Origin of the sequence: Aquimarina amphilecti, assembly GCF_900109375.1 — a bacterium.
GTDB classification, from domain to species: Bacteria; Bacteroidota; Bacteroidia; order Flavobacteriales; family Flavobacteriaceae; genus Aquimarina; species Aquimarina amphilecti.
The window spans coordinates 372,523-396,855 of the sequence record NZ_FOAB01000002.1; the positions used below are offsets into that span (position 1 = coordinate 372,523).

Here is a 24,333-nt window from a genome sequence, read left to right on the forward strand (position 1 = left end):
AAATCTTATATAATGGGCGATAAAATAGGATTGGCATGCATTATCGATGACGATAGTGTTTATGTTAATTTAGTGAAACGAATAATCGAAGCAAAACAGCTTTGTAAAAATTTATTGGTTTTTGAAAATGGAAAAGAAGCTTTGAGTTATTTTGAAGCTATTTTAACTAACGTAAGTGAAGAGAATATTCCTGAAATAATTTTTTTAGACCTTAACATGCCAGTTATGGATGGATGGGAGTTTTTAGAAAAATTCATTAGTATTAAAAATAATTTCGGGAAAGTAATTACACTATATATTGTAAGTTCCTCCATTAATCCACTTGATATTACTAAGGCAAAAAACATGAAAGGTGTAAAGGACTATTTAATAAAACCAGTAACGATTGAGGATTTGGAATCAATCTTTAGTATAGTTTGAAAACAAAAGGCTTCTAATTAAGAAGCCTTTTGTTTTAATAATAATATAGTATCAGATAATTACATTTGAGATACTCTTAATGTATTTACCATTCCTTTTTGTGCTACAGGCATAGCGGCAAGATTAATTAACATATCATTCTTTTGAACAAAACCACGTTCTAAAGCTAAATTGTTAACATCTTGTACTGTTTCATCCGTACTTACATATTTATCATAATAAAATGCCTTTACTCCCCATAGAAGACTAAGCTGAGAAAGTATTCTTCTATTGCTGGTAAAAACTAGAATATGAGCTCCTGGTCTCCATGCAGAAATTTGGAAAGCAGTATATCCACTATTAGTTAAAGTACAGATTGCCTTAGCTTCAATATCATTTGCCATGTGTGCTGCGTGGTAACAAATAGATTTAGTAATAAATCTATTTGTTCTGATATGAGGTGGGCTTTGAGGAACCTGAATTAGGTCAGAGTTTTCAACGCTATTAATTATTTTGGTCATGGTCTCAATAACCTGCACTGGATATTTACCAACAGATGTTTCACCTGATAACATAACTGCATCGGCACCATCCATCACAGAATTAGCGACATCATTAACTTCTGCGCGGGTTGGTGTTAAGCTGTCGATCATGGTTTCCATCATCTGAGTAGCAATAATCACAGGTATTCTAGCAGTTTTAGCCTTTAAAACTAATTTTTTCTGGATTAGAGGAACTTCTTGAGCAGGAATTTCTACTCCAAGATCACCTCTTGCTACCATAAGACCATCGCAATAAGCGACAATCTTATCAATATTTTCTACACCTTCAGGTTTTTCAATTTTTGCAACAATAGGGATTTTATGCTCAGTATGTTTCTTTATAAGGTCTTGTAATTCTATAAGATCCTGGGCATGACGTACAAAAGATAATGCCAACCAATCAACTTGAAGACTACAAGCAAAAATAGCATCCTTAATATCTTTTTCTGTAAGAGCAGGTAAGGAAATACTAGTGTTTGGTAGGTTAACTCCTTTTTTAGATCTAAGAGGTCCTCCTTGAATCACTTTAGTTTTTACAGTATCCTTATTATTAGATGAAACTACTTCGAAAATTAATTTTCCATCATCTAGTAAAATTCTTTCACCAGATTTTACATCCTTAGGAAAACTTTCGTAGTTCATATAAACACTTTCTGAGGTGCCTTCAAAAGGTTTTCCTGTAACAAAATTAATAAGATCACCATCATTTACAATGACATCGCCTTTCATGACACCAACTCGTAGCTTAGGCCCTTGTAAGTCCGCTAAAATAGCTGCATTATAGCCATGTTTAGAACTTAAATCACGTATCATTTTAACACGTTCTTTTACATCTTCATAGTCAGCATGAGAAAAGTTAATTCTAAAAACATTTACACCTGCATCTAGCATTTTTTTCAATACATCTTTGGTACTGGTAGCAGGTCCAAGTGTTGCCACTATTTTAGTTTTTTTAGTTTTTGGCATTATTCAAATATTAAGTTGTTCTTTGATTTTAGTTGAGTATAATCTACTACATAAGCTGTAATAATTTGTGGTATAGTAAGTAGATTAGTAGTTAATGATTTACTTGAGAATAGAGAAGTTTCAGCTTCTATTTTCAAAAAGTAATCCACGTTCTTTAATTCAGGAATTAGATGTTTAGTAGTATAACGTTCTTCTACAGCATCAGCAAATAATCCTTCTGCTGGCGATGTGTCTGATTTAATTTTGATTCTAAACTTATTTCCCAAAAGACTATAAGTATTATATTGAAAATGATCATGATATTGAAACAACGGAAAACTTGCTGCTTGTGTATCATATTCAAATTTTATATCTTGATTTTTTCTGAAAAGTCTAAGATCCATATACTTATTTAACGCAAAAGCCAATCGATACGAAGCAAGCGAACTATGGATGGCAATTAGATCATAATCATCATCCTCTATGGTATCTAAAATTAACCTTTGGATTGCCATGAAAATTTATATTTTTCCAGAATTATCGAGAAATATACAAATAAAATCTCCTTAGAAGTTTAATATAAGATAAAGATATTGTACGAAAACGATTGAGTTAGTATCTTTTAGGTAAGCACAAGTAAAACAGAGGGTAAAATGACAATTTTATAATCTATTAACACCTTTTTAGAACAGAAATAAAAGAAAGCTTAAATTTTATGGGAAATTAATTTTAGACTGAAATGCAAAATAGGCTCTTTTAGATGCTTTTTCTTCGGCCTTTTTCTTAGAAGTTGCTCTTGCTTTAGCAACTACCTTTTCATCTATCCATAGTTTTACTGCAAAATGTTTCATTTCATCTTTTCCGGTATCCTCATAGATTTCATAGTTAAAATTCTTTTTAACCTTTTGACACCATTCTATCAGTAAACTTTTGTAGCTAATAATTTGTCCTTCTAGACTTTCTATATCTACATAAGGATTAATTACTGATTCGTGTATAAAACGTTCGCAATAAACAAATCCTCGATCTAGATAAATTGCACCAATTAATGCTTCAAATAGATTACCATGAATATTTATACCAAATTGAGATTTTGGAATATTGGTTCTAACTAGTTCAATTAATTTAAGATCTTTTCCTAGTTCGTTTAGGTGCTTTCTACTTACTACCTTAGCTCTCATCTTAGTAAGATAGCCTTCATTACCTTCAGGAACTTCTTTAAATAAATGAGCGGCAATAACACTACTAAGCATAGCGTCTCCAAGAAACTCTAGTCTTTCGTAATTAACGGCATTTCCTTTTTTATCCTTGAGGTTTAGAGATCGATGCGTAAAAGCTTTTTCGTAAGGACCAATACTTTTTGGTTTAAAGCCTACTATATTTTGAATTTTAGAAAAAAAATTCCCGTTCTTATCAGAGCGGGAATTTAATATGTTGCGAATAACACTCATTATTATTCGTCTAGTTTTTTAAATAATACACAAGCATTATGACCTCCGAAGCCAAATGTGTTACTCATAGCATAAGTAATCTCACGCTTTTGAGCTTTGTTTAAGGTTAAATTCAATCTGTTATCTATGTTCTCATCTACCGTTGTGTGGTTGATTGTTGGAGGAACTATACTGTGTTGCATAGCAAGTATAGAAGCAATTGATTCTATAGCTCCAGCTGCACCAAGTAAGTGTCCAGTCATAGACTTTGTTGAATTTATGTTCATGTTAGGTGCGTGATCACCAAAAACTTTAGTAATTGCTTTCAATTCTGCAACATCTCCTAAAGGAGTAGATGTTCCATGAGTGTTTATAGCGTCTACTTGTTCTGGTTTTACACCTGCATCTCTTAAACAATTAAGCATTACACGCTCTACTCCGATCCCATCTGGATGAGGGGCAGTCATGTGATAAGCATCACTAGACATTCCGCCACCAACAACCTCTGCATAGATTTTTGCACCGCGCGCTTTTGCATGTTCATACTCTTCAAGGATAAGAGCTCCACCACCTTCTCCTAATACAAAACCATCTCTGGTAGCATCAAAAGGTCTTGAGGCAGTTTCTGGACTCTCATTTCTTGTAGATAATGCATGCATAGCATTAAATCCTCCCATACCAGCAATAGTAACTGCTGCTTCACTTCCTCCTGTAACAATGATATCACAATGCCCTAAACGAATATAGTTTAAAGCATCAATCATTGAATTGGCAGAAGATGCACAAGCCGAAACTGTGGTATAATTAGGTCCCATAAAACCATTTCTAATAGAAATATGTCCTGGAGCGATATCGGCAATCATTTTTGGAATGAAGAAAGGATTGAAACGAGGTGTTCCATTTCCATTGGCATAACCAATTACTTCTTCCTGAAAAGTTTCTAATCCACCAATACCAGCGCCCCAGATAACACCAACTCTAAATTTATCAACCTTCTCAAGGTCAATAGCAGCATCTTTTATTGCTTCTTCTGAAGAAACAATAGCGTACTGCGCGAACTTATCAAGTTTACGTGCTTCTTTTCTTTCGAAATAATCTGTGGGATTATAATTTTTGACTTCGCAAGCAAATTTAGTCTTGAAATGTTCGGTATCGAAATATGTAATAGGTGCGCAACCGCTTTTGCCATTTACTAATCCATCCCAATATTCTTCAATATTGTTACCGATAGGCGTTAATGCCCCTAGTCCTGTGACTACAACTCGCTTAAGATTCATATTGTGTTGTGAAGTTATTACTTTGCGTCTTCAATATAAGATATTGCTTGACCAACTGTTGCAATGTTTTCAGCTTGATCATCTGGAATCTGAATATCGAATTCTTTTTCGAATTCCATAATCAATTCTACAGTGTCTAACGAATCAGCGCCTAGGTCATTTGTGAAGCTAGCTTCAGTTACAACCTCATTTTCGTCTACTCCTAATTTGTCAACGATTATCGCTTTTACTCTTGATGCAATGTCTGACATAATGTTTAATTTTAATTTTTTAATTAGGTGGCAAAAATAAAAAACTTTATTTTAAAACCCCACAATCCGCTAAAAATGTATTTGTATTTTATCAAATATATGGAAGTATTGGCTTTTTGCTACCTAAAAATGGATAATAATTATTTTTTTTGTGCTCTCTAATTTAACAACTCTATTTATGAAGCGTATCATAATTTTTGCTTCCGGTTCCGGCACCAATGCCGAAAATATAATTAAATACTTTCAAGAACGTAAAAACGTAGAGGTTACACATGTATTCTCTAACAACCTGCGTGCCAAAGTATTGAAACGTGCTCATGACCTGAAGGTAAAGGCGTTGCATTTTGACAAAGAGTCATTTTATGATTCTAATGATGTTCTAAATATATTAAAGGACGCAAAACCTGACATTATTGTATTAGCAGGGTTTTTATGGATTTTTCCTAAAAAAATTATAGATGTTTTTACTAATAAGGTAATTAATATCCACCCAGCATTACTTCCAAAGTATGGAGGAAAAGGTATGTATGGGAATCATGTACATGAAGCAGTAGTAAGAAATAAGGAAAAAGAAACGGGTATTACCATTCATTATGTAAATGAACATTATGATGAAGGTGGAATTATTTTTCAAGCAAAAACTCCTGTAGAAGAAGATTTCTGTGCTGAAGACGTAGCTAAGGCGATTCATCAATTAGAATATAAACACTTTCCCGTCGTTATAGAAGAACTTTTATTTTCTGAAGAAGATAAATAATTATGGCAAAAAAGGAAAAGTTTTATGTGGTCTGGGAAGGACACAAACCCGGAATCTATACCAAATGGGATGATTGTAAAGCAGCCGTAAAAGGATACGCTAGTGCAAAATTCAAGTCATTTGAATCTTTTGATTTAGCAAAAAAAGCGTACAATGGAGATTATGAAGATTATAAAGGAAAAAGTAAACCTAAATCTTCCCTTACTAAGGAACAATTAGCAAAGATAGGAGAACCAAACTTATATTCTATTGCAGTAGATGCCGCGTCAAGCGGAAATCCGGGCAAGATGGAATATAGGGGTGTGGATACACAAACAGAAAAACAACTCTTTCATCAAGGCCCTTTTCCTCAAGGGACAAATAATATAGGTGAGTTTTTGGCTTTAGTTCATGGGCTAGCCTATCTAAAGAAAAAAGGAAGTGATCGAATTTTATATACGGATTCTAGGATTGCTATGGGTTGGGTACAAAAGAAAACATGTAAGACAAAATTACCAAGTAATTCAAAGAATAAAGAAATGTTTGATCTTGTAGATCGTGCGATTACTTGGCTTAAAGAAAATAAATACAAGACTAAAATTGTAAAATGGGAGACCAAAGCGTGGGGAGAAATTCCAGCTGATTTTGGTAGGAAATAAAATTCCGAATAGTATCTAATTACTATTGTTAAAAAAAAATGCCCTGAAGTTTTTTTCAGGGCATTTTTTAATATTTTACTTGTTTTGTGAATGATTTTTATCCACCACAAGGTCCTAAATTACTCCATCCTGAAGCAGTTCTTTGGTATAAATCTCCGTTATAAGTTACTTGATCTCCAGTAGAATACGAAGTACTACCATTATATGGAGCTACTCCATCACATGGATCAGTACTAACAGCACCGCAGGCTCCAAGATTCGACCATCCAGTAGAAGTTCTTTGGTATAAATCTCCGTTATAAGTTACTTGATCTCCAGTAGAGTATGAAGTGCTACCATTATATGGAGCTACGCCATCACAGGGATCACCACCTGTAGCAGGAAATGGATAGATGGTACCAATAAAAGATTTGTCGGTTGCTGATAAATTATTATTTGAACCTACACCAACTCCATCTAATGTATGCTCCGCAGGAATAGGGTAATGCATAATAGATAGTGGATCATATGTACTATAATTAGTGATGCTAGCTTCATAACGTCTAAAAAGATTGTTGTCAACCTGAGCTCTAGACCAATTATTTGGTGGTCCAGCATAGTATGCGTAAACAGTTTCTTTATCCCAATTAATTCCTGCAACAGGATTTTGGTGCTCATGGATTAATCCCAGCGCGTGTCCAAATTCATGAATTGTTGTTCTTCTAAATTCTGCGTCAGTTGTATTATTATTAAACCATCCAAAATGCATACTATGTGCAAAGTCGTTAGAATCAGTTCCTAAATATGACCATGAGCCTGCTTCATTTGCATATTCACCTTCTCTAAAAGCAATTTTGATATTTGCACTACTGTTTGAAGAAACCCATTCAAACTTAAGATTCGCATGATCTTCCCATTGCACAGCATATTGTCTAACCTTTGATTGAACAAAGCTGCTTCCATTTAAAAATTTTACTCGAATAGTTTGGCCTGTTTCCCATTGTTTATCCTTAACACTTGTAGCTTTTGCACCATAAGGAGAATCCCACTTAGCAATACATACATGTGCACTTTTAGCATAATCAATTTGATCCGTTTCAAAAACGTCTTCTGTATCTTTATCACAATTTGAAAGAGAAAATGAGACAAGTGCAGCCAGAGCTAGTCTGGCGAAGTTATTTGTTTTCATAATGTAGTTGAGTTTGTTAAATATTTCATAAAATTAACACAATTTTAGTAAGAAAACAAGTTTTTTTGAAAGAAAATGCAATTTAACAGTAAAATTATTACGGTAAAATTATAAAATTATTGATTTATGTTAATGTTGTTACAATAGTTAAAATTGAATGAAAATACCCCGAAGTATAAAACAACAGGGTATTTTTTATCACTTGTAATATTGGTGTTTAAGCAATAAGTTTTGGTCTCTATTAGCTACCGCATGCCCCAAGGTTGTTCCACCCATTTGCAGTTCTTTGATATAGATTACCTTGATAAGTTACTTTATCTCCAACGGAATAAGATGTACTGCCATTATATGCCGATACACCATCGCATATGTCAGTACTAGGAACACTATCACATGCTCCAAGATTATTCCATCCATTTGCAGTTCTTTGATATAGATTTCCTTGGTACGTTACTTTATCTCCAACAGAATAAGAAGTACTATTATTATATGCCGCAACACCATCACAGTTGCCTCCACCAGTAGTAGTACCCGGATAAATAGAGGCTATAAAAGACTTGTCTGTGGCGGATAGCTGGGTGTTACTTCCTACAGCAACACCATCTGTAGTATGTTCTGCAGGAATAGGATAATGCATAATAGATTTTGGATCATATACACTGTAGTTCGAAATATTGGCATCATAACGTCTAAAAAGATTGTTATCAACTTGATCTCTACTCCAGTTGTTAGGTGGTCCTGCATAGTATGCGTATACAGCTTCTTTATCCCAGTTTATACCAGCTACAGGATTTTGATGCTCGTGAATTAGACCAAGTGCATGTCCGAATTCGTGAATGGTAGTTCTTCTAAACTCTGTATCGGAAGTGTTATTATTAAACCACCCAAAATGCATACTGTGCGCTTGATTATTCGAATCGGTTCCTAGATATGACCAAGATCCTCCGTCATTTGCAAATTGGCCTTCTCTGAAGCCAATTTTAATATTAGCGCTACTATTAGAACCGACCCATTCTAATTTAATGTTTGCGTGATTTTCCCATTCTACTGCATATTGCCTTACCTTAGATTGAACAAAGTTATTTCCATTTAAAAACTTTACTCGGATAGTTTGACCAGTTTGCCATTGTTTGGCTTTTAGACTAGCAGCTTTAGAATTGTTGTCGCCTGTGTTCCATTTTTCGATACATACGTGAGCTGATTTTGCAGCTGCATTTTGATTCGATTCAAAAACATCTTCAGAATTTTTTTCACAATTAAATAAAGAAAATGAAATCAAAGTTGTTAAAACTAGTTTAGTTAATTTGGTTTTTTTCATAATAATATAAAGTTTGTGTATTAGTTATATAGAAAACAGTTGAGAGCATAAAGACCCTACATTTTTCAATTTTTGAATACTTCTACGAAAGATTATATTTATGTACTTATTGTGTATTGTAATAAGTAAATTTTTGGAAGGCGTTTGGGTTATGAAAAGCCAATACCAAAGAACATGAGACTCTTTTGGACACATAAAGATTGTTCAAGTAATCAAGTTTATTACAATCATATAATTACTTAAAAGTAAAGCGTATATTTGCAAAAAAATTATAAGCTATTTTATGAGCAAATTATTGATAGTAGGTTCTGTTGCTTTTGATGCAATAGAGACCCCTTTTGGCAAAACAGATAAAATTTTAGGTGGGGCAGCGCCTTATATCGCACTTTCTGCTTCTAACTTTAATATTCCATCTGCGATTGTTTCTGTTGTCGGAGAAGATTTTCCTAAAGACTATTTTAAAACATTAGAAGAAAAGAATATTGATACTTCTGCCATAAAAGTTGTAGAAGGTGGAAAAACTTTTTTCTGGAGAGGTAAGTATCATAATGATTTAAATTCTAGAGATACCTTAGAAACACAACTAAATGTACTTGCAGATTTTCAACCAGTCGTTCCAGATAATTATAAAGATGCTGAGATTGTAGTATTAGGCAATTTAAACCCTTTAGTTCAGCTTAGTGTTCTTGAACAGTTTAATGAAAAGCCTAAGTTAGCGATATTAGATACTATGAACTTTTGGATGGAGGATGCGTTTATTAATGATTTACATAAAGTAATTGCAAAAGTAGATGTTATTACTATCAATGATGAAGAAGCAAGACAATTAAGTGGTGAATATTCGCTGGTTAAGGCGGCAAGAGTAATAGAAAAAATGGGACCCAAATATGTTGTAATTAAAAAAGGAGAACATGGTGCACTGTTATTTCATAATGGTCAAATTTTCTTTGCTCCCGCATTACCATTAGAGGAAGTTTTTGATCCTACTGGAGCTGGAGACACATTTGCAGGAGGTTTTGCAGGGTATTTGACTAAAACGGGAGATCTTTCTTTTGAGAGTATGAAGAAAGCGATTATTCATGCTTCTAATTTAGCTTCTTTCTGTGTAGAGAAATTTGGAACGGAAAGAATGGAAAATCTAAAGCGGGAAGAAGTTCAGAAACGACTTCAACAATTTAAGGAACTAACGCAATTTGAAATAGAATTGTCTTAATGATAAATAATTAGCCCTGCTCGTTTCGTGTAAGGGCTTTTTTAATTGGCTATTAATAGTAGACCTACGATAAAACAAACACAACAATAGAATTTTTGGAATACAATGAGTGATGCCTTAAAACATGAATGCGGAATAGCATTTATTAGACTACTAAAACCATTAGAGTATTATAAGGAGAAATACGGAAGTGCATTTTATGGAGTTAATAAAATGTACTTGATGATGGAAAAGCAACATAATCGTGGACAAGATGGAGCTGGGTTTTCAAGTATCAAATTAGATACAGCTCCAGGTGAAAGATACATAAGTAGGGTTCGTTCTAGCGAGTCTCAACCAATCCAGGATATATTTTCTCAGATTAATGATAGAATTAATAAGGAACTTGTTGAACATCCAGAGTATGCGGATGATGTTGATTTACAGAAAAAAAACATTCCATATATAGGAGAGGTTCTTTTAGGTCATGTTCGCTATGGTACTTTTGGAAAAAACAGCGTAGAAAGCGTCCATCCGTTTTTGAGACAAAATAATTGGATGCATCGTAATCTTATCGTGGCGGGTAACTTTAATATGACTAATAATAATGTGCTATTTGATAATTTGGTGCGATTAGGTCAGCATCCGAAAGATCACGTGGATACCGTTACTGTGATGGAGAAAATAGGACATTTTTTAGATTCTGAAGTAGCTAAGTTGTATAAGAAACTTAAAAAAGAAGGGTTTAGCAAAGTAGATGCATCTCCACAAATTGTAGAAAGATTAAACGTTGCCAAAATACTTAAAAAATCTTCGAGAGATTGGGATGGAGGATATGCAATGGCCGGAATGTTAGGACATGGTGATGCCTTTGTACTTAGAGATCCTGCCGGAATAAGACCTGCTTATTATTATCAAGATGATGAGGTTGTTGTGGTTGCTTCAGAAAGACCAGTGATCCAAACTGTATTTAATGTTCCTTTTGATAAAGTGATAGAATTAGATCCTGGAAAAGCTATTATTGTAAAAAAGGATGGGAAAACATCTATAAGTAAAATTATAGATCCCTTAGAAAGAAAAGCATGTTCTTTTGAGCGTATTTATTTTTCTAGAGGAAGTGATGCTGAGATTTACGAAGAAAGAAAAAAACTTGGTAAACTTATAATGCCACAGGTGCTAAAGGAAATTAATCACGATACAGTCAATACGGTGTTTTCTTTTATCCCTAATACTGCAGAAACATCTTTTTATGGTATGGTCGAGGCAGCACAGGATGAATTAAATAAACAAAAAAATGAAACAATACTTTCTGAGAAGGATTCATTAACAGATGATCGGTTGTCAGAAATACTTTCTGCTAGGCTTCGAACAGAAAAATTAGCAATTAAAGATGCTAAACTGAGAACATTTATAACTGAAGATAGTAGCAGGGATGATTTAGTAGCTCACGTATACGATGTTACGTATGGGGTGGTAAAATCAGAAGATAACTTGGTAATTATAGATGATAGTATTGTAAGAGGTACTACTCTGAAAAAGAGTATTATCAAAATGCTTGATAGATTGAAGCCCAAAAAGATTATCGTAGTATCTTCTGCCCCGCAGATTCGCTATCCTGATTGTTATGGAATTGATATGGCTAGATTAGAAGGGCTTATTGCTTTTAAGGCTTCGTTAGCTTTATTAAAAGAAAATGGTAATTACGATTTAGTAGAACAGGTATATGAAAAATGTAAGGCGCAAGAAAATCTAGCTGATGAAGATGTTCAGAATTTTGTGAAGGAAATATATGAAGGTTTTACGGATCAGGAAATAAGTGATAAAATAGCTGAGTTGCTTTCTGATGAAACTGTTAATGCAGAAATAAAGATCATTTACCAAACAGTAGATAACCTTCATGTAGCTTGTCCTAAAAATCTAGGTGATTGGTATTTTACAGGTGATTATCCTACTGCGGGAGGGAATAGAGTTGTAAATAAGGCTTTTATAAACTTCTTTGAAGGTAAAAACGAGCGTGCATATTAAAAAAACAAAAAATGCTGTTGTTAAAATCAGTTAATTTGTGTAGTTCAACAAATATTTCGACCTTTCATCTAAAACATTTTTGCGCAACGAAATAACGCTATATATTAGCAGAGCCATAGCATAAGTAGGTTAAGTTCATGGTAGATTTGGGGCAAAAAAAGGTGGATTTTCCACCTTTTTTTATTTTAGAATATTTTGTAAAATAATTATATAAAAAAAGAGTCATATAAATTATATGACTCTTTTTCTTTTTATGTGCTTAAAATACTATTTTCCTTTAGCATATCTAGTAGAAACTTCGTCCCAGTTAATTACATTAAAGAAAGCATTAATATAATCAGGTCTGCGATTTTGATAATTTAAGTAATATGCATGCTCCCAAACATCTAATCCTAAGATAGGGCTTCCTCCACAGCCAGTACCTGGCATTAATGGATTATCTTGATTAGGAGTAGAACAAACTTCTACTTTACCACCTTCTTGAACACAAAGCCAAGCCCATCCAGAACCAAATTGTGTTGCTGCTGCTTTGGAAAAAGCATCTTTAAATGCTTCAAAAGAACCAAAAGCATCATTTATTGCTTCACCTAGTTCGCCAGATGGAACTCCACCTCCGTTAGGAGACATTATTTCCCAAAATAAGCTGTGATTATAAAAACCACCACCATTATTTCTAACAGCTCCATTAGACATATCTAGATTTATCAGGATATTTTCTATAGTCTTACCGTCTAAATCTGTACCAGTAATAGCCGCATTTAATTTACTTGTATATCCAGCATGGTGCTTATCATGATGAATTTCCATTGTACGAGCGTCTATATTAGGTTCTAATGCATCAAAAGCATAGTTTAATTTTGGTAATTCGAATGACATAATCTATTTTTTAGTTAATAAGAAAAAATGAAACCAAATTTAGGAATAAGAGTGATAATTAAAAATTAATATTTGTTATAAATTAATTAAATTGAATTTTTTTCAAATGCCTTCTTAATATCTTATTGCGCTAAACTTATTTTTAATAGATATTCGTGTTTAAAAATTACACTTTTTTGATACTTTAGTAAAAAAACAGACTTGAAATCTCCATATCCTTTTACAATTTATAATGCAGCAGCAGGTGCAGGAAAAACCTATACGTTAGTCAAGTCATATTTGATTGCCCTTTTTACTGGCGAGTATAAAGAAACCTATAAGAATATCTTAGCTATTACTTTTACTAATAAAGCTGTTAGTGAAATGAAAACTAGAGTTTTAGAAAATCTGGTTGGACTTAGTGATCAGGAACCGTCACTCAAGTATCGATCTTTATTAAATGATATTGTCAAAGAAACAGGATTGGATGAACTGACAATAAGGAAAAAAGCTAATAGAATTCTTAAAAGCATACTGCACAATTATGCAGCTTTTGATATTGTAACAATAGATACATTTACGCATCGAGTGATTCGAACATTTGCTAGGGATTTAGGTATTCCTATGAATTTTGAAATTGAAATGGATACGGAATCACTAATAGAAGAATCAGTAGACGCTATAATAGCTAAAGTGGGAGATGACAAAGCGCTCACAAAAACTATTATCGATTTTGCATTAAGTAAATTAGAGGAAGATAAGAATTGGGATATTACGGTAGAGTTGAATAAAATAGCACGTCTTTTATTTAGCGAAAATGACCGGATGCACTTAGATAACCTTTCTGGTAAAACAGCAGAAGATTTTAAGAGTTTAAGAACGACCTTAGCTAAAAAGATTTCCGAATCTAAAAAGAGTATTATTTCAGATTCTAAAGAAGTTCTTGATCAGATGAATGCGAAAGAGATAGCGGATAAAGATTTTACTCGTGGATCAATTCCAGCTCATTTTAAAAAACTAGAAAAAGGGGATACTAATATTGATTTTAAAGCATCTTGGAAACAGAATATTCAAACAGCTTCGTTCTATGGTGTCAAGTTGGAGAATGATAAAAAAGAATCTATAGATAGTTTACGTCCTTTGATCGAACAAGCTTTTTTGGACACAAAACAAAAGATATTGATAATAAATCTATATGAAAATATCATTAAAAATCTAACTCCACTTTCGGTACTTAATTTAATTAATAAGGAACTACAAAATATTAAAAGAGAGCGAAGTATTTTACTAATATCGGAATTTAATAAAATTATAAGCGAAGCAATTCAAGACCAACCAGCACCTTTTATATATGAACGATTAGGAGAACGTTATCGGGATTATTTTATAGATGAGTTTCAAGATACTTCAGAGTTACAATGGAATAATATTATACCTTTAATTGATAATGCCATATCGTCAGAAACATTAAGTGGTAAAAGAGGACAATTGACAATAGTAGGCGATGCTAAGCAGGCAATTTATCGATGGAGAGGAGGAAAAGCAGAACAGTTTATTGATCTTTCTTTAGATCAGAATCCATTTTCTATTGAAGAAAAACAGGTGCTAAATTTACCTAGAAATTATCGTAGTCATCAAGAGATTATTAAGTTTAATAATGATCTTTTTACTTTTTTGTCAAATGATTTTAGCAGTGAATTACATAAGAAATTATATCTATTGGGTAATAACCAGGAGTATAATGATAAGAAAGAAGGGTATGTAAAACTTTCTTTTATAGAAGCTAAGAACGTAACAGAAGAAAATGAAATTTATCCAGAAAAAGTATATGAATCAGTTTTGGAGCTTAAGGAAAAAGGGTATTTGTTAAACGAAATATGTATCCTAACTAGAAAACAAAAAGAAGGAGCTTTAATTGCTGACTTTTTAACAGAAAGAGGGCTTTCTATTATTTCTTCAGAAACTCTGTTACTTAAAAATGATCCTAAAGTATGTTTTGTTATAGATATGCTTACTTGGTTTATCTATCCAGATGAACTGCTAGCTAAAACAAAAATTTTAAATTTTATAACAGAACAGTTTTCTATTGAAGACCAACATCGTTTCTTAAAGAAATTAGTGTTTACAAACAAAAAGGATTTCTGTAGTCAACTTAAATTGTTGGGAATAGATTTTGATTTTCATCGGTTAGATGTAAAACCTTTTTATGAAGCTGTAGAATATATAGTACATAGTTTTAGGCTTACGGAGGAATCACCAGCATATGTACAATTCCTTTTAGATGTGATTTTTGCGTACACTCAAAAAAATGCAGAAGGTGTTGTAGGTTTCTTATCTTATTGGGAACATAAAAAGGAAAAGTTAAGTATCATTGCTCCAGAAGGTGAAGAGGCAATTCAGATAATGACTATTCATAAGTCTAAAGGATTAGAATTTCCTTGTGTAATTTACCCTTACGCAAATATTGATATTTACAGGGAGATAGAGCCAAAAACATGGTTGCCAGTTTCTAAAAATGATTTTGATGGTTTTGAAGAAGTGTTTGTTAATTATAATAAGCAGTTATCAGAATATGGCTCAATAGCAGAAAAAATTGTGCAAGAACACCAGTCTCAACTAGAGTTGGATACTTTTAATTTATTATATGTTGCCTTAACAAGAGCAGAAGAACAATTGTACGTTATTTCTAAATCAGAAATTAATAGTAAAGGAGAAACGAACTCAAACAAGTTCTCGGGAAAACTTATTAATTATTTAAAACATATTGGTCGATGGAATAGTGAACAACTGGTATATGATTTTGGTAATCTTAAAAAGCCAAATAAAGATACTATTGCTACTGATTCTAAAACAAAAAATATAACACTCCGAAGATTAGAGAATTCTCAAAAAAAATATAAAGTACATGTAGTTACAAATTCAGGAAAACTTTGGGACACATTACAGGAATCTGCTATAGAGAAGGGAAATGTAATTCATGAGTTAATGGCATCAATATATACTCATGAAGATTTAGATAGTGTTGTAGAAAATGCATTAGAAACAGGATTGATAAGCCATTTAGATAAAGAATCACTTTATAAGGAGTTGAAAATGGTGTTAGAGCACCCAAAACTCTTTAAATATTTTTCAGCCCATAATATAGTGTTAAATGAAAGAGATATTATTTCAAATGGACGGATATATCGACCTGATAGAGTTGTAATTGACACCAATGGGATTGCATCTATAATTGACTATAAAACAGGGGAATACAGCTCTTCTCATGCGAAGCAACTTGAAGAATATAGTATGCTTCTTCAAAAAATAGGATATAAGTTAAATGAAAAAATACTAGTATATTTTAATACGGAAATCACTTTAAAATATATATAAATAACAATTATTTTCGTAATTACTAGTAGAAATTTACTGATAAAAAATATTTTTACCTTATAATTGTACCGTAATTATAGAAATTATAATCATAAATTTCAGCTTAATACGTCAATTTTTTCACATTTGTGAAGGGCTTAAAGACTTAAAATAAGACTTCAAAAACTTCGCAAAGGTCGATATCCACTGGCCTATTAAGAAAAATTTATTAGTTTTGTCTTTGACAGTAATTTTTAACATATTACATTTGCTCTAATTAACACTTAAAAATTAAATTATTGAATATGAAACATCTTAGCAGATTTTTAGTGGCTTCGTTATTAGTACTTGGGTTTAGTACTGCGAATGCACAGGATGAAAACAACCCTTGGGCAGTATCGATTGGCGTTAATGCTGTTGATATTTTTCCTACCGGAGGAGATTTACCTATACAAGGAGAAATCTTTGACGAGTTTTTTAACGCTACGGACCACTGGAACATTCTTCCATCTGTATCTAAACTATCGGTTGGTAGATATATAGGAGACGGATTTACTTTTACTGTTGCTGGTACAGTTAACAAAATTGATAAATTAGGAGAAACGGCTGATGGAACTCAAGTTAGCGCTAATGACTTATCTTATTATGCAGCAGATGCAAGAATAAGCTATAGTCTTAAAAATGTTTTAAAAACTAAGTGGTTTGATCCTTACCTAGGAGTAGGTGGTGGTTACACTTGGCTTGATGAAATTGGTGCAGGAACTTTAAATGGTTCTTTAGGTGTTAATTTTTGGTTAACTGAAAATTTAGCTTTCAATTTACAAAGTACTTACAAGCACGTATTCGAAGATTATGAGGTTAGTAACTATCCTCCAACTCACTTCCAACACTCAGCTGGAATTACTTTTGCTTTCGGAGGAAAAGATACTGACGGTGACGGTGTATTTGATAAAGACGATGAGTGTATTGACGTTCCTGGTTTAGCTGAATTTAATGGATGTCCTGATACTGACGGTGATGGAATCACTGACGCTAAAGATGACTGTCCTGATGTTGCAGGTACTGCAGAATTCAACGGATGTGCTGATACTGACGGTGATGGAATCGCTGATCCTAAAGATGAGTGTCCTACAGTTGCTGGTTTAGCTAACTTAAATGGATGTCCTGATGCAGATGGTGATGGAATCACTGACGCTAAAGACGGTTGTCCTAATGAAGCAGGTCCTGCTGCTAACAACGGATGTCCTTACCAAGATAAAGATGGTGACGGAGTATTAGATAAGGATGATAACTGTCCTGATGTTGCTGGTACTGTTGCTAACAATGGTTGTCCTGAAGTAACTGAAGAAATTCAGAAAACTTTAAATGAGTATGCTGCTCAAGTATTATTTGACTCAGGTAAGTCAACTATCAAAGAACAGTCTACTAAAGTATTAAACGATATCATTAAGATTCTTAAGGAGTACCCTACAGCTAAGTTTACTGTAGAAGGACATACTGATAGTCAAGGTGCAGCTAAAGCTAACCAAAGACTTTCTGATTCTAGAGCTAACGCTGTTAAGAACTTCTTAACTGAAAACGGTATCGATCAGTTTAGATTATCTGCTATTGGATTTGGAGAAGATAGACCAATCGCTTCTAACAAAACAAGAGCTGGTAGAGCACAAAACAGACGTGTAGAGATCAACTTAGTGAAGTAATTATTTTTCACTAAATAACATAATACATAGATAAAACGTCCCGATTATTCGGGACGTTTTTTATTTTTAATAGGTGGATAGTTTTTTAAAAGAAGTCATATCAGAATTACAAAGCAAAAATCACGATATAAGTGAGCTTGTTTTTGTTCTTCCTAGTAAAAGAGCAGGACTTTTTCTTAAAAGGGAATTGCTTAATATATATAGTGATAAAACCTTTTTTGCTCCTGTGATATATAGCATAGAAGAATTTATTACGGAATTATCAGGATTGCGTCAGATTGATACGATCCAAACATTATTCGACTTTTATGAAACATATTTAAATACACATGCACATTTAGAAAAAGAAAGTTTAGAAGTGTTCAGTAGTTGGGCGCAGACTTTGGTGCAAGATTTTAATGAAATTGATCGATACTGTATTGACAATGATAGTTTTTTTTCATACCTCTCAGGAATTCAGGATCTGAACCATTGGTATCTTCAAAAGGAAAAAACGGAACTGATACAGAAATATATAAGTTTCTGGAATAATTTATCGGAGTATTACACCAACTTTAAAAATAAGCTGCTAGAAAAAAAGGTTGGTTATCAAGGTTTATTATATCGAAAAGCTTCAGAGAATATTTCTAGTTATATTAAGAAAAATACTCATAAGCATATTTTAGTGGGATTTAATGCACTAAATAATGCAGAGCAAATAATTTTTAAGTCGTTATTAGAAGCTAAAATTGCTGAGGTATATTGGGATGCTGATACATTTTTTTTAGAAAACAAATATCATGAAGCTTCTTTATTCATAAGAGATTATAAAAATAACTGGGAGTATTATAAAGAAAATCCGTTTAAATGGATTAGAGATAATTTTTCTTCTTCCAAAGATATTAAGCTAATAGGTGTTCCTAAAAATATTGGTCAGGCTAAGTTAGCGGGACAAATACTAAAATCTATTCCATCAGTAGATTTGGAACGAACGGCGTTGGTGTTGGCGGATGAATCTTTATTGTTACCTGTTCTTAATTCATTACCAGATTCGATCGAGTCATTGAATATAACAATGGGGTTACCGCTTAAAGAAGTTCCAATTTCTTCTTTTTTTGAATTGTTGTTTTCATTACATAAAGTAACCCATCATAAAGGGTTGTATTATAAATCGGTTATAGAGATTTTAAATAGTCAACCTGCTCAATGGTTGTTAGGTTTTTTAGCTAACGAGTTAATTAGTAAGATTTCAAAAGAAAACTTGGTTTACGTAACTGTAGAAAAACTACAAAGTGAAACTAATGATGCCAAAAGTAGAGTACTTGAGCTTCTATTCACTCCTTGGGAAAATGCATTAAAAGCAATAGAACAATGTAGAAAAATTATTCAATTACTTAAGAATGGGCTGGATAAAGAAAAAACTCCTTTGGAGTTAGAGTATATATATCATTTTCATGTTGTTTTTAATAGATTATTGGCGTTATGTAATACCTATCAATATGTTGTAACAATATCATCTTTATATTATTTGTATAGAGATATTATCAATTCGGAAACGTTAGATTTTAGAGGAGAACCTTTTAGGGGATTACAATTGATGGGGATGTTAGAGTCTCGTTGTTTGGATTTTGATACCGTTATCATTACTTCAGTTAATGAAGGTGTTCTTCCCGCAGGAAAGAGTATGAATTCTTTTATTCCGTATGATTTAAAGAGAGCATATAATCTACCAACATATAAAGAAAAAGATGCGATATACACATATCACTTTTATCGTTTAATCCAAAGAGCTAAAACAGTATATCTTATCTATAATACCGAAGATGATGGAGTCGGAGGTGGAGAAAAAAGTAGATTCTTATATCAATTAGAAATAGATAAAGTTCAGAAACACGAATTATCCAAATATATAGCTTCCTCAGAAATACCTAAATTAAGTCATGAACCTTTAGTTATTCCAAAAGAGATATCGATCATTGAGAGGGTCAAAGAATTAGCTTTAAATGGATTATCTCCTTCGGCATTAACAGCCTATATTAGAAATCCAATTGATTTTTATTATAAATATATATTGGGAATCAAAGAGAGTGATCAAGTAGAAGAAACCATAGCTGCTAATACACTAGGAACGGTTATCCATAATACATTAGAGGATTTATACAAGCCTTTAGAAAATAAATACGTATCTGTTGCGGATGTAGAGAAAATGATTGCTCGAATTGATGAAGAAATCAAGTATCATTTTCGGAAAGAGTATTCTAAATTAGATATTACTCAAGGTAAGAATTTACTCATTTTTGAAGTTGCCAAAAGGTACATTTATAATTTTTTAAAATCAGAAGAGAAACTTTTAAAATCAGGATCACAGTTAAAAATTTTGGCTATAGAAAGTAATTTAAAAACTGAGTTAGAGATACCTGAACTCGATTTTCCTGTATTCATAAAAGGAAAAGTTGATCGAATTGATGAGTTAGATGGAGTATTAAGGATTATTGATTACAAAACAGGTAAAGTTAACAAAAGTGATGTTGTTTTAATGGATTGGGAGGTGATCACCGATGACTATAAGTATAGTAAAATCGTACAGGTATTAGCATATGCTTATATGCAACATAATGAACAACCACTCTCATCATCTTTTCAAGCAGGAATTATTTCTTTTAAGAATCTAAAAGAAGGATTTCTAAAATTTGGAACTAAGACATCAGTAAGAGGAAAAGTTGATTATGAAGTTACATCTGATGTGTTTGAGGAGTATTTATTACAACTTAAAAAGTTAATTATGGAGATTTCTACTTTAGAAATTCCTTTTACAGAAAAAGAAGTTTAGTTATGATTACGGTTGAAAAGAATATATTACTTAAGGGAAAACATAACAAACCTATTTTAACGGATGTTTTTTATAATGATAAAAAAGATAAACAGCCGATCGTTATCTTTTGTCATGGGTATAAAGGATTTAAAGATTGGGGCGCATGGGATTTAGTAGCCAATGCATTCGCAGAAGCTGGCTTTTTCTTTATTAAGTTTAACTTTTCCCATAATGGCGGTACTGTAGAACAGCCAATTGATTTTCCAGATTTAGAGGCGTTTAGTGCCAATAATTACTTGATAGAATTAGACGATTTAGAATCTGTTTTGGATTGGGTTACTTCCAAAGATTTTGAATATCAAAAGTATATAAAATTAAATAATATTATTACTATTGGACATTCTCGCGCAGGCGGAATTACAACGATAAAAGCTTCGGAAGATTCGAGAATTTCAAAGCTTATTACCTGGGCAGGTGTGTCGGATTATGAAAGTAGATTTCCTAAAGGAATAGAGTTTCAAGAATGGAAGAACGACGGAGTATTTTACATAGAAAATGGCAGAACAAAGCAAAAAATGCCACACTTGTTTCAATTTTATACCACGTTTGTAGAAAACAAAGAAAGACTCACAATTTCTAAAGCTACTAGGAATATAAAAATTCCTTACTTAATTATTCATGGTACAGAAGATCCAACGGTTAATTTAGCAGAAGCTGAAGATTTACATCGTTGGAATCCTAATAGTGAACTGTATTTAGTATCTGGAGCGGATCACGTTTTTAGCGCAAAACATCCTTGGATAAAAGAGTACATGCCTAATGATTTATCAGTAATTATTGATAAATCCGTAGAATTTGCAATACTTTAACACACTTTAGTTGCTGAGTTTATAAGGGTTTTGATTTTTTTTTGTTTATTTGCGATTATGAAGTCTAGCAAAAGACATATCATTTCTACTGCATTACTGATATTATTCAGTTTTATACAGTTATCAGATTTACATATTGTAGGTCATGATGATAATGATGTTGATTGTGAGATGTGTCAATTAGCTCCAGAAAATCTGGATGATAATTTCATACCTATAGATTCGATAGAAACGCCTAAAGTAGTTTCTATTCCATTAGATCAGATTCAGATCAATAGTTTTGATATCTATTTTGATAGAGAAACATATTACTCCTTTCTTAATAAGGCACCACCTGTAGTTTAAATACTAATCCATCAGGTGTTAGCACCAATTTACTATTGCGCAAATTGCAATAGAGATCCTTTTTTATTTTTAGAATGAAACGAAACGCATTATATATTGTGTTTTTTCTGGTAGTTAATTCTGTATTCGCTCAGGATTGTACTAAAACACTTTCCGGTCGTGTAATTGATTTTCACGATGGAGTTTCCCTAGAAGGAGCAACAATTACTTTTAATAGTACAACAATTAAAACTGATAGTAACGGGATGTATAAAATCTCAGGGCTTTGCGCCACATCTTACGCTTTTACGATATCTCATGAGGATTGTAATTCTCAGGTGGTTACTATTGATGTGAATGAGGTTTCGAATAAAGACTTTTATTTAGAGCACCATTTAAACGAATTGTTAGAAGTGAAGGTTTCTGGCAATAATAGAACTAAAACATCCTCTTCGCAAGAAGAGACTATTAATAAAAATGTTATTGAAAGATATAGTAGTGCGGCTTTGGGAGATGCACTTAGAGAGATTACTGGTGTTTCTTCTCTCAATACGGGCTCTACAATTGTAAAACCAATTATTCAAGGTTTAAGTGGAAGTAGAGTATTAATTATGAACAACGGTGTACGTATGCAGGATATGGAGTGGGGAGATGAACATGCACCTAATGTAGATATTAATACTGCTGGTAGTGTAACTGTTGTTAAAGGAGCAGCAGCATTGCGTTATGGAGGAGATGCTATTGGAGGAGTCATTGTTATGGAACCTAATAAAGTTCCTGCAAAAGATACATTGTTTGGAAAAACTGTTGTTACAGGCGCTTCCAATGGTAGAGGAGGAACGATTTCTTCTGAGATAATAAAAGGATATGAATCTGGTTGGTTTTGGAAAGCCCAAGGAACCTTAAAAAGATTTGGTGATGTAGAAGCACCTGATTATATCTTATCTAATACTGGTATTTTCGAAAGAGGAGGATCTTTGTCCTTTGGAAATAATAAATTTACACAAGGTTGGGACGTTTATTATTCATACTACCAAAATGAAATAGGAGTTCTAGCTGCATCCCATATTGGAAATGCAGATGACCTTATTGAATCTATTAATAGTGGAGAACCATCTGTTATAGAAAATTTCACATATACTATCGATAATCCAAAACAAGATGTTACACATCATCTAGGTAGATTACGTTACTTTAAGAGATTCGAGAAATTAGGTAAATGGACTACTCAATACGATTTCCAACATAACCAACGTTTTGAATTTGATATTAGACAAACAGAAGAGTTAAGAAAAATTCCAAGTTTAGATTTGGAACTTACAACACATACACTGACTTCAGATTTTGTTCTAGATGCTAAATTTGATTATAATTTAGATTTTGGAATAGTAATGCGCTATCAGGATAATTTTGCTGACCCTAGTACAAGAGCAAGAAGATTGATTCCAGATTATGATAAATATGATGCGGGATTATTTATTTCTGGTAAATATGATATCAACGATAATGTAACAATTGATGCGGGTGTTCGATATGATTATAACCAAATTGATGCAAAGAAGTTTTATATAAAAACTAGATGGGAAGAACGAGGGTATGATCAAGAATTTAATGATCTTATTATCGCGGATGAAGGTACACAATGGCTTACAAACCCGAAATTTGATTATCATAGTATTTCGGCGACTACAGGATTTAATTATGTTTTCGGAGATAGTTATGAATTAAGAGGTAATTATGCATTAGCGCAGAGAGCACCAAACCCTTCAGAATTGTTCAGTGATGGCTTGCACCATTCCGCATCTCGAATCGAACTTGGAGATTTAAGAATTGATCAAGAAACATCTCATAAATTTTCATTTTCTTTTCAGAGAAATAATGAGAATTTGAGTTGGGAAATTGCTCCTTATGCTAATTTTATTAATGATTATATTTTATTAGAACCTACCGATGTCGAACTCTCCATAAGAGGAGCGTTTCCAGTTTGGGAATATCGTCAAACTAATGCAAGATTATTAGGTATTGATGCTAAATTAACCAAGCAATGGCTTCCTAGTTGGCAAACGAATCATCGGTTTTCTCTGGTAAAAGGTAAAGACACTGAAACAGAAATACCTCTTATTAACATTCCTGCAGCTAATTTGAGCAATAGTATTGTTTTTCAAAAAGAGGATTGGATGAGTTTAGTGATGAGTCTTGAAAGTGATTATACATTTAGACAAAATGAATTCCCTGATAATATTATTGTTTTTTCGCCTCAAGAACAAGAAGATGTTCTTTTAGATATTAATACACCACCTGGGGATTATCATCTTTTGCATATGAATGCAGATATTACGGCTCCTTTTTTTAAAGATAATGAGTTGAATATCGGGATAACTATAAATAATATTACAAATAAGAAATATAGAAATTATCTGAACCGTCAACGCTATTTTGCAGATGAAGTGGGACGAAACTTTTTATTGAGATTAACTTTTAACTATTAAATTTTAAAA

The 24,333-nt window shown here is 32.7% G+C and carries 19 protein-coding genes; 11 read left to right on the top strand and 8 right to left on the bottom strand.

Annotated elements, in window-relative coordinates; translation table 11 throughout:
* Positions 1-12: 12 nt before the first annotated feature.
* Complete coding sequence (locus tag BMY33_RS05970) at positions 13-420, top strand: response regulator (RefSeq protein ID WP_091406634.1); 408 nt, start codon at positions 13-15, stop codon at positions 418-420.
* 59 nt (positions 421-479) lie between these two features.
* Here BMY33_RS05970 and pyk read toward each other — a convergent pair whose 3' ends face one another.
* The 5 genes from pyk to BMY33_RS05995 all read right to left on the bottom strand — a co-directional run bounded on the left by pyk (position 480) and on the right by BMY33_RS05995 (position 4,844).
* Positions 480-1,907, bottom strand: coding sequence for a pyruvate kinase (pyk, locus tag BMY33_RS05975; RefSeq protein WP_091406636.1), 1,428 nt, complete (start codon positions 1,905-1,907; stop codon positions 480-482).
* Entirely contained in the window at positions 1,907-2,401 is a 495-nt protein-coding gene (locus BMY33_RS05980) for an IPExxxVDY family protein (protein ID WP_091406638.1), read from the bottom strand. Before BMY33_RS05980 ends, pyk begins: the two co-directional genes overlap by 1 nt.
* 198 nt (positions 2,402-2,599) lie before the next feature.
* A complete protein-coding gene (gene rnc, locus BMY33_RS05985) occupies positions 2,600-3,337 on the bottom strand; it encodes a ribonuclease III (RefSeq protein WP_091406639.1) in 738 nt (245 codons plus the stop codon).
* A gap of 2 nt (positions 3,338-3,339) precedes the next feature.
* Positions 3,340-4,593: a beta-ketoacyl-ACP synthase II gene (fabF, locus tag BMY33_RS05990; protein WP_091406641.1), complete on the bottom strand. Its 1,254-nt coding sequence runs from the start codon at positions 4,591-4,593 to the stop codon at positions 3,340-3,342.
* 17 nt (positions 4,594-4,610) lie between these two features.
* A complete protein-coding gene (locus BMY33_RS05995; protein WP_027394586.1) occupies positions 4,611-4,844 on the bottom strand; it encodes an acyl carrier protein in 234 nt (77 codons plus the stop codon).
* A gap of 178 nt (positions 4,845-5,022) precedes the next feature.
* On the opposite strand from BMY33_RS05995, the gene purN reads away from it, so the two are divergent.
* Complete coding sequence (gene purN, locus BMY33_RS06000) at positions 5,023-5,601, top strand: phosphoribosylglycinamide formyltransferase (RefSeq protein ID WP_091406643.1); 579 nt, start codon at positions 5,023-5,025, stop codon at positions 5,599-5,601.
* Between the two features lie 2 nt (positions 5,602-5,603).
* Entirely contained in the window at positions 5,604-6,239 is a 636-nt protein-coding gene (locus BMY33_RS06005) for a ribonuclease H1 domain-containing protein (protein WP_091406645.1), read from the top strand.
* A 97-nt stretch (positions 6,240-6,336) separates the two neighbouring features.
* Here the strand turns inward: BMY33_RS06005 and BMY33_RS06010 are convergent, their stop codons facing one another.
* Complete coding sequence (locus BMY33_RS06010) at positions 6,337-7,407, bottom strand: matrixin family metalloprotease (RefSeq protein WP_091406647.1); 1,071 nt, start codon at positions 7,405-7,407, stop codon at positions 6,337-6,339.
* Positions 7,408-7,648: 241 nt separating this feature from the next.
* Positions 7,649-8,725: a carbohydrate-binding protein gene (locus BMY33_RS06015; protein WP_091406649.1), complete on the bottom strand. Its 1,077-nt coding sequence runs from the start codon at positions 8,723-8,725 to the stop codon at positions 7,649-7,651.
* 283 nt (positions 8,726-9,008) lie between these two features.
* On the opposite strand from BMY33_RS06015, the gene BMY33_RS06020 reads away from it, so the two are divergent.
* Both BMY33_RS06020 and BMY33_RS06025 read left to right on the top strand, forming a co-directional pair.
* A complete protein-coding gene (locus BMY33_RS06020) occupies positions 9,009-9,938 on the top strand; it encodes a PfkB family carbohydrate kinase (RefSeq protein WP_091406651.1) in 930 nt (309 codons plus the stop codon).
* A gap of 105 nt (positions 9,939-10,043) precedes the next feature.
* Positions 10,044-11,942 (top strand): amidophosphoribosyltransferase, encoded by a 1,899-nt coding sequence (locus BMY33_RS06025; RefSeq protein WP_091406653.1) that lies wholly within the window; start codon positions 10,044-10,046, stop codon positions 11,940-11,942.
* 267 nt (positions 11,943-12,209) lie between these two features.
* Here the strand turns inward: BMY33_RS06025 and BMY33_RS06030 are convergent, their stop codons facing one another.
* The gene (locus tag BMY33_RS06030; protein ID WP_091406654.1) at positions 12,210-12,818 is read right to left on the bottom strand and encodes a superoxide dismutase; all 609 of its coding nucleotides are present in this window, start codon (positions 12,816-12,818) and stop codon (positions 12,210-12,212) included.
* Positions 12,819-13,019: 201 nt separating this feature from the next.
* Here BMY33_RS06030 and BMY33_RS06035 point away from each other — a divergent pair, with 201 nt between their 5' ends.
* The 6 genes from BMY33_RS06035 to BMY33_RS06060 all read left to right on the top strand — a co-directional run bounded on the left by BMY33_RS06035 (position 13,020) and on the right by BMY33_RS06060 (position 24,324).
* Positions 13,020-16,172, top strand: a complete 3,153-nt coding sequence (locus BMY33_RS06035; RefSeq protein WP_091406656.1) for a UvrD-helicase domain-containing protein — start codon at positions 13,020-13,022, stop codon at positions 16,170-16,172.
* Positions 16,173-16,456: 284 nt separating this feature from the next.
* Positions 16,457-17,851, top strand: a complete 1,395-nt coding sequence (locus tag BMY33_RS06040) for an OmpA family protein (protein WP_091406669.1) — start codon at positions 16,457-16,459, stop codon at positions 17,849-17,851.
* Between the two features lie 73 nt (positions 17,852-17,924).
* On the top strand, positions 17,925-20,660 hold the full coding sequence (locus BMY33_RS06045) for a PD-(D/E)XK nuclease family protein (RefSeq protein ID WP_091406671.1): 2,736 nt from the start codon (positions 17,925-17,927) through the stop codon (positions 20,658-20,660).
* 2 nt (positions 20,661-20,662) lie between these two features.
* Positions 20,663-21,511, top strand: a complete 849-nt coding sequence (locus tag BMY33_RS06050; protein WP_342028415.1) for an alpha/beta hydrolase family protein — start codon at positions 20,663-20,665, stop codon at positions 21,509-21,511.
* A 57-nt stretch (positions 21,512-21,568) separates the two neighbouring features.
* Complete coding sequence (locus tag BMY33_RS06055; protein WP_091406674.1) at positions 21,569-21,856, top strand: hypothetical protein; 288 nt, start codon at positions 21,569-21,571, stop codon at positions 21,854-21,856.
* Positions 21,857-21,930: 74 nt separating this feature from the next.
* Positions 21,931-24,324 carry a TonB-dependent receptor gene (locus BMY33_RS06060; RefSeq protein ID WP_091406676.1) on the top strand — a complete coding sequence of 798 codons (2,394 nt, stop codon included), beginning with the start codon at positions 21,931-21,933 and terminating at the stop codon, positions 24,322-24,324.
* The last annotated feature ends 9 nt before the right edge of the window (positions 24,325-24,333 follow it).

Coding starts and splice junctions, on each gene's coding strand:
- BMY33_RS05970 (WP_091406634.1), top strand. CDS start 13: ATGGGCGATAAAATAGGATTGGCATGCATTATCGATGACGATAGTGTT.
- pyk (WP_091406636.1), bottom strand. CDS start 1,907: ATGCCAAAAACTAAAAAAACTAAAATAGTGGCAACACTTGGACCTGCT.
- BMY33_RS05980 (WP_091406638.1), bottom strand. CDS start 2,401: ATGGCAATCCAAAGGTTAATTTTAGATACCATAGAGGATGATGATTAT.
- rnc (WP_091406639.1), bottom strand. CDS start 3,337: ATGAGTGTTATTCGCAACATATTAAATTCCCGCTCTGATAAGAACGGG.
- fabF (WP_091406641.1), bottom strand. CDS start 4,593: ATGAATCTTAAGCGAGTTGTAGTCACAGGACTAGGGGCATTAACGCCT.
- BMY33_RS05995 (WP_027394586.1), bottom strand. CDS start 4,844: ATGTCAGACATTGCATCAAGAGTAAAAGCGATAATCGTTGACAAATTA.
- purN (WP_091406643.1), top strand. CDS start 5,023: ATGAAGCGTATCATAATTTTTGCTTCCGGTTCCGGCACCAATGCCGAA.
- BMY33_RS06005 (WP_091406645.1), top strand. CDS start 5,604: ATGGCAAAAAAGGAAAAGTTTTATGTGGTCTGGGAAGGACACAAACCC.
- BMY33_RS06010 (WP_091406647.1), bottom strand. CDS start 7,407: ATGAAAACAAATAACTTCGCCAGACTAGCTCTGGCTGCACTTGTCTCA.
- BMY33_RS06015 (WP_091406649.1), bottom strand. CDS start 8,725: ATGAAAAAAACCAAATTAACTAAACTAGTTTTAACAACTTTGATTTCA.
- BMY33_RS06020 (WP_091406651.1), top strand. CDS start 9,009: ATGAGCAAATTATTGATAGTAGGTTCTGTTGCTTTTGATGCAATAGAG.
- BMY33_RS06025 (WP_091406653.1), top strand. CDS start 10,044: ATGAGTGATGCCTTAAAACATGAATGCGGAATAGCATTTATTAGACTA.
- BMY33_RS06030 (WP_091406654.1), bottom strand. CDS start 12,818: ATGTCATTCGAATTACCAAAATTAAACTATGCTTTTGATGCATTAGAA.
- BMY33_RS06040 (WP_091406669.1), top strand. CDS start 16,457: ATGAAACATCTTAGCAGATTTTTAGTGGCTTCGTTATTAGTACTTGGG.
- BMY33_RS06050 (WP_342028415.1), top strand. CDS start 20,663: ATGATTACGGTTGAAAAGAATATATTACTTAAGGGAAAACATAACAAA.
- BMY33_RS06055 (WP_091406674.1), top strand. CDS start 21,569: ATGAAGTCTAGCAAAAGACATATCATTTCTACTGCATTACTGATATTA.
- BMY33_RS06060 (WP_091406676.1), top strand. CDS start 21,931: ATGAAACGAAACGCATTATATATTGTGTTTTTTCTGGTAGTTAATTCT.